Origin of the sequence: Marinobacter pelagius, assembly GCF_003315345.1 — a bacterium.
In the GTDB taxonomy this organism is placed as follows: domain Bacteria; phylum Pseudomonadota; class Gammaproteobacteria; order Pseudomonadales; family Oleiphilaceae; genus Marinobacter; species Marinobacter pelagius_A.
In genome coordinates this window covers 1-9,230 of sequence record NZ_QNRO01000039.1, presented here as the reverse complement: position 1 = coordinate 9,230, position 9,230 = coordinate 1, and the positions used below count along the sequence as shown (strand labels likewise).

The 9,230-nt window shown below is 58.6% G+C and carries 7 protein-coding genes and 1 pseudogene; 7 read left to right on the top strand and 1 reads right to left on the bottom strand.

Features of this window, described 5'->3' with window-relative positions; all coding sequences use genetic code 11:
* Positions 1 to 85: 85 nt before the first annotated feature.
* The 7 genes and pseudogenes from DET50_RS19100 to DET50_RS19070 all read left to right on the top strand — a co-directional run.
* Positions 86 to 973: pseudogene (locus tag DET50_RS19100) on the top strand (LysM peptidoglycan-binding domain-containing protein); the annotation flags it as partial.
* 7 nt (positions 974 to 980) lie between these two features.
* On the top strand, positions 981 to 2,804 hold the full coding sequence (locus DET50_RS19095) for an extracellular solute-binding protein (RefSeq protein WP_113864285.1): 1,824 nt from the start codon (positions 981 to 983) through the stop codon (positions 2,802 to 2,804).
* A 46-nt stretch (positions 2,805 to 2,850) separates the two neighbouring features.
* Positions 2,851 to 3,936, top strand: a complete 1,086-nt coding sequence (locus DET50_RS19090) for a microcin C ABC transporter permease YejB (RefSeq protein ID WP_113864284.1) — start codon at positions 2,851 to 2,853, stop codon at positions 3,934 to 3,936.
* 2 nt (positions 3,937 to 3,938) lie between these two features.
* Positions 3,939 to 4,961, top strand: coding sequence for an ABC transporter permease (locus DET50_RS19085; RefSeq protein ID WP_113864283.1), 1,023 nt, complete (start codon positions 3,939 to 3,941; stop codon positions 4,959 to 4,961).
* Between the two features lies 1 nt (position 4,962).
* Positions 4,963 to 6,579, top strand: coding sequence for an ABC transporter ATP-binding protein (locus tag DET50_RS19080; RefSeq protein WP_113864282.1), 1,617 nt, complete (start codon positions 4,963 to 4,965; stop codon positions 6,577 to 6,579).
* Between the two features lie 65 nt (positions 6,580 to 6,644).
* Complete coding sequence (locus tag DET50_RS19075; RefSeq protein ID WP_113864281.1) at positions 6,645 to 7,430, top strand: enoyl-ACP reductase FabI; 786 nt, start codon at positions 6,645 to 6,647, stop codon at positions 7,428 to 7,430.
* A 245-nt stretch (positions 7,431 to 7,675) separates the two neighbouring features.
* Positions 7,676 to 8,752, top strand: a complete 1,077-nt coding sequence (locus tag DET50_RS19070; protein WP_113864280.1) for a 3-deoxy-7-phosphoheptulonate synthase — start codon at positions 7,676 to 7,678, stop codon at positions 8,750 to 8,752.
* A 69-nt stretch (positions 8,753 to 8,821) separates the two neighbouring features.
* Here the strand turns inward: DET50_RS19070 and DET50_RS19065 are convergent, their stop codons facing one another.
* Complete coding sequence (locus DET50_RS19065; protein WP_404932759.1) at positions 8,822 to 9,172, bottom strand: uroporphyrinogen-III C-methyltransferase; 351 nt, start codon at positions 9,170 to 9,172, stop codon at positions 8,822 to 8,824.
* Positions 9,173 to 9,230 lie beyond the last annotated feature (58 nt).

Below are 9,230 nucleotides of genomic sequence, written 5' to 3'. Positions count from 1 at the left end.
TCAACTACGGAGTCGATCTATCAACCATCTGAGGGTGGTATCAGATTGATGGGGTGAAGGTGCCCCATCAACCATTAAATCCGTATACCCCAAATTAATTGCCCTCGCCAAGATCTTCGACAAACCGGAAGACTATGGCATTACCCTGCCGCCGCTTGAGGATACTCCCTACTTCGAAGTGGTCGAGACCGGCTCACAACTGGACCTGGCCCAGGCGGCCGAACTCGCCGGTGTCGATATCGACGAGATCTACCTGCTGAACCCGTCCTACAACCGCTGGGCGACCAACCCTGAAGGGCCACACCGCCTGCTCGTCCCGGTGGACAAGGCAGAGAGTTTCCGCACCGCACTGGCAAACTTCCCCGTCGATCAGCGGGTGTCCTGGCAGAACTACAGCGTCCGGTCCGGCGACAGCCTGATCAGTATTGCTCGAAAGTTCAACACCACGCCCTCTGTGGTCCAGGAGGTCAACAAGCTGAACTCGGACCTGATCCGTATCGGTCAGAACCTTCTTATCCCGTCCGCGTCACGCGGTTCGGATGCCTATGCTCTCAGTGCCTCCCAGCGCCTGGAGCGCAAACAGGAACGCAAGCGCGATGGCAACCGGGTTCAATACACCGTACGCCGTGGCGACACCTTCTGGGATATCGCCAGGGAGCATCGGGTCTCTGTTCGCGAAGTGGCGGCCTGGAACGGCATGGCACCGGGCGATCCGCTGATCCCCGGCAAGCAGCTGGTGATCTGGTCCAAGACCAGTCAGCCCACGGTACTGGCATCCAACAGCGCCCGGAGCGAGGCCATGGTCCGCAAGGTAGGGTACCGGGTTCGCAAAGGTGATTCTCTCTATGCCATTGCCAACCGATTCTCGGTGAACGTGAATGACATCGCGAGCTGGAACGACCTGAATAAATCACGTTATCTGCAACCCGGACAAAGTCTGGTACTCTACGTGGACATTCGTAACAGTCCGTAAGCGAACTATGACAAGAACACGGAAAGCCTCGTACCTTACGTCCCTCATTGCATCGCTGACCCTGTTGGCGGCCCCGGTAACCCAGGCCGCCGACGAAGCGGAGAACCTCCAACCGCAGCACGGCATTGCCATGCACGGCGAGCCGAAATACCCGGAGGGGTTTTCCAGCTTCGACTATGTCAACCCGGACGCGCCCAAGGGCGGGACCCTGAAGATGGCCGTAGTCGCGAACGGCTTTGACTCGTTCAATCCCTTCGATATCCGGGGTGTCGCGGCAGCAGGCATCAGCACCTACCTCTACGATACCCTGCTGGAATCTTCGGATGACGAGCCTTTCTCCGCTTATGGACTGATTGCCGAATCCCTGGAAACCCCGGAAGACCGGAGCTACGTGGTCTACAACCTGCGCGAGGAGGCCCGCTTCAGTGACGGGGAGCCGATCACCGCAGAGGATGTGAAGTTCTCGTTCGAGATCCTGACCACCAAGGGCCACCCGTTCTACCGCAACTATTACGCCGATGTGAAAGAGGTTGTCATCGAGGGCCCAAGACGGGTGCGCTTCAATTTCGGTGAAACCACCAACCGCGAACTGCCACTGATTATTGGCCAGATGCCCATTCTACCGGCTCATTACTGGGCGGATCGCGAGTTCGGGGAGAACGGCCTTACACCTCCCGTTGGCAGTGGCCCCTATCGTGTCGGAGATTTCGAGGCGGGTCGTTCAATCACCTACGAACGCTTAGACGACTACTGGGCCGAAGATCTCGGGGTACGAAAAGGTCGCTTCAATTTCGATCAGATCCGCTACGATTACTACACGGACGACACTGTCGCCCTGGAAGCCTTCAAGGCGGGCAACTTTGATTTTCGCCTGGAATCTTCCGCCAAGAACTGGGCAACAGCCTATACCGGCCCCATGTTCGAGGACGGCTCCGTCATCAAGGAAGCCATCGAGCACCACCGCCCGTCCGGGATGCAGGGTTTCGTATTCAACACCCGGAAGTCCATCTTCAGCGATCCGAAGGTCCGCGAGGCTCTCGCCTACGGTTTTGACTTCGAATGGGCCAACAAGAATCTGTTCTTCGGCCAATACACCCGCACCTCCAGCTATTTCGAGAACAGTGAACTGGCTTCCGATGGCCTGCCCGAGGGTCGCGAACTGGAAATCCTCAACCAGTACCGGGACCGGTTGAGTGAGGATGTTTTCACCGAGGAGTACACACCTCCCACCACAGAGGGTCAGCAGGGTCTTCGCGAGAATCTGCGCACCGCATTGCAGTTGCTGCGCTCGGCCGGTTACGCCATCAAGGACGGCAAGATGGTGCACACGGAAACCGGGGAGCCCCTTGCCTTCGAGATTCTCCTGTTCCAGAAAAGCTTCGAGCGCATCGTGCTGCCCTTCAAGAACAACCTCGCCAAGCTCGGCATCGATGTGACGGTTCGTCTGGTGGACAGCAACCAGTACATCCAGCGGGTGCGTGAGTTCGACTACGACATGATCACCCAGGTGCTACCACAATCCGACTCACCCGGTAATGAGCAACGGGAGTACTGGCATTCCTCCACCGCTGACGTAATCGGCTCCAGAAATTACATGGGCATCCAGAGCCCCGTGGTTGATGAGCTGGTGAACATGGTCATCCAGGCACCGAGCCGGGAAGAGCTGGTGCAGCGTGTACGGGCCCTGGATCGTGTCCTGCTTCACGGCCATTACGTGATCCCGCACTGGCACCTGCGCAAGGACCGCGTGGCCTACTGGAGCCAGTTGGAGCGCCCGGAGGTCACACCGAAGAACGGTATCGACCTGAACAACTGGTGGGTAAAACCCTGACCCGGAATCCATGACCCAAGCAGTAACGGAAGGAATCCTCCGCTAGATGGGCATTTACATCCTCAGACGCCTGGCGCTGATCATTCCGACGCTGATCGGGATCATGCTCCTCAACTTCGTCATCGTGCAGGCAGCACCGGGCGGGCCGGTCGAACAGCTGATTGCCGAGATGGAAGGCCACGGCAGCAGTGCCCTGGCCCGGGCCGCCGGTGGCGATACCGGCGGCGAAGTTGCCTCCGGCTCCGGTGACAGTCGAAGTTCCCGGGGCATCCCCGAAGAGCTCCTGAAAGAAATCGAAGTCATGTACGGCTTCGACAAGCCGCCTCACGAACGCTTTTTCAAGATGCTCGGGGACTACGCCACCTTCGACTTCGGCGATTCCTTCTTCCGGGAACGCAGCGTCATCGACCTGATCCTGGACAAAATGCCGGTGTCGATCTCGCTGGGGCTCTGGTCCACCCTGATCATCTACTTCATCTCCATACCCCTGGGCATCCGAAAGGCGGTCACGGATGGTTCCCGCTTCGATGTCTGGAGCAGCTCGGCCATCGTGATCGGCTACGCCATCCCCGGATTCCTGTTTGCGATCCTGTTGATCGTTCTTTTCGCCGGCGGCAGTTATTTCGACTGGTTTCCGCTGCGGGGCCTGACCTCCTCCAACTTTGAGGAACTGACCTGGTATCAAAAGATCGGTGATTACTTCTGGCACCTGGCACTGCCGGTGACCGCCAACGTCATTGGCGGCTTTGCCACTCTCACCCTACTTACCAAGAACTCGTTCCTGGATGAGATCAGCAAGCAGTATGTGGTGACGGCGCGGGCCAAGGGGCTGGATGAGAAGCAGGTTCTGTATGGCCATGTGTTCCGGAACGCCATGCTGATTGTGATCGCAAGTCTGCCCGGCGTACTGGTCGCCCTGTTCTTTACCGGCTCGCTGCTGATCGAGGTCATCTTCTCACTCGATGGCCTTGGGCTTCTGGGCTTCGAGGCGGCCCTGAACCGGGATTACCCGGTGATCTTCGGTACCCTCTACATATTCACCTTGATGGGGCTGATCCTGAAACTCGTCAGCGACATCACCTACGTGCTGGTGGACCCGCGCATCGATTTCGAGAGTCGGGAGGGCGCGTGAGCATGAAAACCCTGACTCCGATCCAGCAACGCCGCCTTCGCAACTTCCGGAATAACCGGCGCGGTTACTGGTCACTGTGGGTCTTCGTCGTCTTGTTCGGTTTGTCGCTGCTCGCCGAGGTCATCGCCAACGACCGGCCGCTGGTGATTTCCTACAACGACGAACTGTATTTTCCGGTAGTGGAGTCGGTGCCCGAGGAAACCTTCGGTGGCTTCCTCCCCACCGAGGCCGACTATCGGGATCCCTTTATCTCCGGGGAGATAAAGGCCAACGGCTGGATGGTCTGGCCGCCCATCCGCTTCAGCTATGACACCATCAATTACGATCTGGAAATCCCCTCACCCGCACCCCCCAGCGCGGAGAACTGGCTCGGCACCGATGACCAGGGTCGGGACGTGGCCGCGCGGGTCATCTACGGCTTCCGGATTTCGGTGCTGTTCGGCCTGACCCTGACCCTGGCCAGCTGCGTTGTCGGCGTGGTGGTCGGCGCTATCCAGGGCTACTACGGCGGCAAGGTGGATCTGCTCGGTCAGCGCTTCATCGAGGTGTGGTCCGGGCTGCCGGTGCTGTACCTGCTGATCATCCTGTCCAGTATTGTTCAGCCCAATTTCTGGTGGTTGCTGGGTATCATGCTGCTGTTCAGCTGGATGGGGCTGGTGGATGTGGTGCGTGCAGAATTCCTGCGGGCCCGTAATTTCGAGTATGTCCGGGCCGCCCGGGCGCTGGGGCTGGAAAACCGCAAGATCATGTTCCGGCATATCCTGCCCAATGCCATGGTGGCCACACTCACGTTCCTGCCCTTCATCCTCACGGGTGCGATCACCGGCCTCACCTCCCTGGATTTCCTGGGTTTCGGACTGCCTTCCGGCTCCCCGTCTCTGGGTGAACTGATCGCCCAGGGCAAAGCCAACCTGCACGCACCATGGCTTGGCATATCCGCCTTCGTGTCCCTTTCGGTGATGCTGACGCTGCTGGTATTTGTGGGTGAAGCGGTCCGCGACGCCTTTGACCCCAGAAAGAGTTGATATGAGCGACCTGCTGCAGATTTGCAACCTTTCCATCTCGTTTGACCAGGCGCCACCGGTGGTGGAGGACCTGTCTTTTTCGGTGCGCGAGGGCGAGACCGTTGCCCTGGTGGGTGAAAGCGGCTCCGGAAAATCCATCTCAGCGCTCTCGGTGTTGCGTCTGCTGGATGCGAGGCACGCCAGCTATCCTTCCGGGGAAATTCATTTCCGGGGAGAGAACCTGCTTCGCGCCAGTGACAAACGGCTGCGCCAGATCCGGGGGCGGGAAATCGGCATGATCTTCCAGGAACCCATGACGTCGCTCAATCCCTTGCACACGGTAGAAAAGCAGATCGGCGAAACCCTCGCGCTGCACAAGGGTATGCGGGATACCCAGGCGCGGGAACGGACGATCGAATTACTGGAACTGGTCGGCATCAAAAATCCCGAATCCCGGCTCAAGAGCTACCCGCATCAACTCTCCGGTGGTCAGAAACAGCGGGTGATGATTGCCATGGCCCTTGCCAACGAGCCGGACCTGCTGATTGCCGATGAGCCCACCACCGCCCTGGATGTCACGGTCCAGAAGCAGGTGTTGGAACTGCTCAAACGCCTTCAGAAAAAGCTCGGCATGGCTATTCTGCTGATTACCCACGACCTCAGCATTGTCCGGCGTTATGCTGAGCGGGTGGTCGTGATGGAACAGGGTCGGCTGGTGGAGGAAGCGGAAACAACCCGGCTGTTCGAGAATCCGGAACACAGCTATACCCGGAAGCTTCTCGACGCCGAGCCCCCCGAAGCGCCGTTGCCGGCTCAGGATGAAGGGGAGATCCTGCTCAGCGTGAACGACCTGGATGTGCGCTTTCCGATCAAAAAATCCCTGTTCGGCAAGGTCCGGGAGTATTTCCACGCGGTACAGCAGGCAAGCTTCGAACTACCCAAAGGTCAGACCCTCGGTATCGTTGGCGAGAGTGGCAGCGGCAAAACCACCATTGGCCATGCCCTGCTGAAACTCACCGCCAGTACCGGACGATTCACACTCGGTGGCGACGAACTGTCGGACCTTACCCAGAAAGAATTCCGGCCCTACCGGAAACGGATCCAGATTGTCTTCCAGGACCCCTTCGGCAGTCTCAGCCCGCGAATGTCCATTGCGGAGATCGTGGGCGAAGGCCTGGAAATCCACGACCCCGATGGCAAGGATACCCATGAGCAGCAAGTGATCCGTGCCCTCAAGGACGTCGGGCTGGATCCGGATGCAAGGCACCGTTACCCGCACGAATTCTCCGGCGGCCAGCGCCAGCGCATCGCCATTGCCCGGGCCCTGGTTCTGCAACCGGACCTGATCATTCTCGATGAACCCACCTCGGCCCTTGACCGCACAGTCCAGAAACAGGTTATCCAGCTGTTACGGGATATCCAGTCCCGTTATGGTCTAAGCTATATCTTCATCAGTCATGATCTGGCGGTGGTCCGCGCGTTGAGCCACAAGTTGCTGGTGCTCCAGCATGGCGAGATCGTGGAGTACGGAGATGCTACTGACATATTCCGGTCACCGAAACAGCGGTATACCCAGGAACTGCTCAGCGCGGCACTGTTCTACCAGACCACCAATGAATTCACCACTACGACCAATTGAGCGTTACTCCGGGCAGCACGGTCGGGGATAATGCTCGAAAATCAGGAACACAGGGAGACACACCCATGGGAATGCTCAGTGGCAAGAAAGCACTGATCGTTGGCGTAGCCAGCAAACACTCGATCGCTTACGGTATCGCTGAATCCTTCGCCCGTGAAGGCGCCGAACTGGCCTTCACTTACCAGAACGAAAAGCTCCAGTCCCGCGTCGAGAAGTTCGCGGACCAGTGGGGCAGCAAGCTGACCTTCCCCTGCGATGTCGCCAGCGACGAAGAAATCGAGAACGTCTTCACCGAGCTGAACAAGCACTGGGACAACATCGACATCATCATTCACGCTGTCGGTTATGCCCCGGCGCACGAGCTGAACGGCAATTATGTCGACGTCACCACCCGTGAAGGCTTCAAGATCGCCCACGACATCAGCTCCTACAGCTTTGTTGCCCTGGCCAAGGGCGCTCGCAAGATGATGCACGAGGGCAGCTCTCTGTTGACCCTGAGCTACCTCGGCGCCGAGCGTGTGCTGCAGAACTACAACGTGATGGGCCTGGCCAAGGCGTCCCTGGAAGCCAACGTTCGTTACATGGCCGCGAGCCTCGGTAAGGAAGGGATCCGGGTGAACGGCATCTCCGCCGGTCCGATCAAGACCCTGGCTGCCTCCGGCATCGCCAGCTTCCGTCGTATGCTCGCCGAGAACGCCAGGCGCGCCCCTCTGCGCCGTAACGTGACCACCGAGGAAGTAGGCAACGCCGCCGCCTTCCTGAGCTCCGACCTGGCCAGTGGTATCACCGGCGAAATCATGTACGTTGATGGCGGATTCAACATCACCGGCATGGGTGAACTCGAGGAGTGATCCCCGGGTAATTCCGAAAAACCGGCGCCGATGGTGCCGGTTTTTTTGTATCCGGGCTGCCGGAAACCGCGACAGGCAAGGGCCTCCAAGCGTTGAAAAGGCCCTTCAAATAACGCAGTATAAACAACTCGCCGGGGCTTGCCGTGCAAGGCTCCGGGCGATATTCAAGTTAGCCAGGTATTCCTCTTGTGAGCCGGTCTCAGTTCGGAGGGATATGTCGATCAGAACCGGGGAAACAGAACAACATGTCGGGTAAGAAACTAGAAGATCTGAATGTGGCCAGCACCGAAACGCTGATTACGCCGGAAGCGCTCAAAAAAGAAATGCCACTGTCAGACAACGCGGCCGAAACCGTTGCCAACAGCCGTCAGGCCATCTACGACATCATGGACGGCAAGGACCACCGCCTGTTTGTGGTTGTGGGCCCCTGCTCCATCCACGACGTGGAAGCCGCCCGTGACTACGCCCAGCGCCTGAAAAAGCTGGCAGACGAAGTCAGCGACACCCTCCTGATCGTCATGCGCGTCTATTTCGAGAAGCCCCGCACCACCGTTGGCTGGAAGGGCCTGATCAACGATCCGCACCTGAACGACACCTTCGACATCGAGCAGGGCCTGCACATCGGTCGCCGGCTGCTACTTGATATCAACGAGCTCGGCCTGCCGGCTGCAACTGAAGCCCTGGATCCGATCTCGCCGCAGTACCTGCAGGATACCATCGCCTGGTCCGCCATTGGTGCCCGGACCACTGAATCCCAGACCCACAGGGAGATGAGTAGCGGCCTGTCCATGGCGATCGGTTTCAAGAACGGCACCGACGGCAGCCTCGATGTGGCCGTGAATGCCATGAAATCCGTCTCCCATCCCCACAGCTTCCTGGGCATCGACCAGCAAGGCAAGGTTGCCATTATCCGGACCAAGGGCAATAACTACGGCCACGTGGTGCTCCGTGGTGGTGGCGGCAAGCCCAACTACGATTCCGTGAGCGTGGCACTGTGCGAGCAGTCTCTGGAGAAGGCCGGCCTGCGCAAATCCATCATGGTGGATTGCAGTCATGCCAACTCCAGCAAGGATCCCGCGATCCAGCCGCTGGTGCTGCAGGACATCACTCACCAGATCCTGGAAGGCAACACCTCTATTCAGGGCCTGATGGTTGAGAGCAACATCAACTGGGGCAACCAGCCTCTTCCGGAAAATCTCGCCGACCTGAAGTACGGCGTTTCCGTGACCGACGCCTGCATCGACTGGCCGACCACTGAAAAGGCCATCCGCGAGATGCGTGACAAGCTCAAGGATGTGCTGCCCAAGCGCAAGGACGGTTAAAACCAGCATCAACAAAAACGGGGAGCTGACAGCTCCCCGTTTTTGTATCTGGGCCCGAGTTCCCTGAATTCAGAGACTGCCACCGGGCAAGCCTGCCACCCAGTCCAGTTTATCCCGAAGCGACACCACCTGACCGATAATTACCAGTGTGGGCGCCCTCACCTGTTCGGCATCAACGCGGCTGACAATCGTCTCCAGTGTGCCGGTCACCACGTGCTGTTCCGGAGTCGTGCCCTTGGACACCAAGGCCACCGGCATATCCGGAGCCATCCCGTGCTCAATCAACTGCCGGGATATGATGGGCAAGCCCACCAGCCCCATATAGAACACCAGGGTCTGGTTGTTCTGGACGAAGTCCTTCCAGGGCAGATCGCAGCTGTCATTCTGGGTATCCGGAATTTCTGGTTGATAAAATGCCAAAGATGTAAAGAAGAAAATCTTTCTCAGCGGATTATCTGATTGATCCTCTTCAGCCTAC

Bases quoted from the DNA above. Each gene is read 5' to 3' on its own strand.
- DET50_RS19095 (WP_113864285.1), top strand. From the start codon at position 981: ATGACAAGAACACGGAAAGCCTCGTACCTTACGTCCCTCATTGCATCG.
- DET50_RS19090 (WP_113864284.1), top strand. From the start codon at position 2,851: ATGGGCATTTACATCCTCAGACGCCTGGCGCTGATCATTCCGACGCTG.
- DET50_RS19085 (WP_113864283.1), top strand. From the start codon at position 3,939: ATGAAAACCCTGACTCCGATCCAGCAACGCCGCCTTCGCAACTTCCGG.
- DET50_RS19080 (WP_113864282.1), top strand. From the start codon at position 4,963: ATGAGCGACCTGCTGCAGATTTGCAACCTTTCCATCTCGTTTGACCAG.
- DET50_RS19075 (WP_113864281.1), top strand. From the start codon at position 6,645: ATGGGAATGCTCAGTGGCAAGAAAGCACTGATCGTTGGCGTAGCCAGC.
- DET50_RS19070 (WP_113864280.1), top strand. From the start codon at position 7,676: ATGTCGGGTAAGAAACTAGAAGATCTGAATGTGGCCAGCACCGAAACG.